The 1226-nt window shown below is 77.7% G+C and carries 1 protein-coding gene; it reads left to right on the top strand.

Annotated features, from left to right (window positions below):
• Positions 1–1226, top strand: a 1226-nt coding sequence (locus JFN87_RS33170) for a DUF58 domain-containing protein (RefSeq protein ID WP_372449341.1), incomplete at both ends; no start/stop codon positions are given.

Here is a 1226-nt window from a genome sequence, read left to right on the forward strand (position 1 = left end):
AGATGCCGGCGCTGGCGGCGCGGACCGCGGGCACGCGGAACAGGCCGGCCTGCGGGCGGCGCTGAGCGGCCTGACCACCCGCGGCCGTGCCTTCTTCGCCGCCGGTGTCGCGGCCGTGGCCTGCGCCTACATACTGGGCCAGCCCGGGCTGCTGCGGGTCGGGCTGCTGGTGCTCGTCCTCCCGCTGGTCTGCGTCGGCGTCCTGTACCGCACCCGCTACCGGGTCGCGGGCAGCAGGCGGCTGACGCCCGCCCGGGTCGCGGCGGGCTCCGAGGCCCGCGTGCACCTGCGGATCGACAACGTCTCCCGGCTGCCCACCGGTCTGCTGATGCTCCAGGACCACGTGCCGTACGTGCTGGGGCCGCGTCCCCGCTTCGTGCTCGACCGCGTGGAGGCGGGCGGCCGCCGCGAGGTGTCCTACCGTGTCCGCTCCGACCTGCGGGGCCGCTACCCGCTCGGCCCGCTCCAGCTGCGGCTCTCCGATCCGTTCGGCATGTGCGAGCTGACCCGCTCGTTCAGCGCGTCCGACACGCTGACGGTCGTCCCGCGCACGGAGGCGCTGCCCGCGGTGCGGCTCGTGGGCGAGTCCTCCGGGTACGGCGACAGCAGGCAGCGCCGCCCGGCGCTCGCGGGGGACGACGACGTGATCCCGCGCGGCTACCGGCACGGCGACGACCTGCGCCGCGTGCACTGGCGTTCGACGGCGCGCTACGGCGAGCTGATGGTGCGCCGCGAGGAGGCGCCGCAGCGCGCCAGGTGCACCGTCCTGCTCGACACGCGTGCGGGCGCCTACCGGGGCGCCGGGCCCGACTCGGCGTTCGAGTGGGCCGTCTCCGGCGCGGCCTCCGTGCTGGCGCACATGCTCCAGCGCGGCTACACGGTGCGGCTGCTGACGGCGGGCGGCACGTCGGTGCCGGGCGAGGGCGGCGAGGGGTACGCGGGCGGGGCGCAGGACTCCGCCGACTCCATGGGGCTGCTGATGGACACGCTCGCGGTGGTGGAGCACGCCGAGGGCCGCGCGCTGTCGCCCGCGTACGACGTGCTGCGCGGCGGCTCCGAGGGGCTGCTCGTGGCCTTCCTCGGCGACCTGGACGGGGAGCAGGCCGCGGTCGCCGCGCGCATGCGGGCGCGCAGCGGCACGGCCGTCGCGTTCCTGCTGGACAGCGGCGAGTGGTCGCCGGGACCGGCCGCGCCGCCCGCCCCCTCGCCCGGGGCCGGGCAGCGGG

The sequence above is a fragment of the Streptomyces montanisoli genome (assembly GCF_017813245.1).
In the GTDB taxonomy this organism is placed as follows: domain Bacteria; phylum Actinomycetota; class Actinomycetes; order Streptomycetales; family Streptomycetaceae; genus Streptomyces; species Streptomyces montanisoli.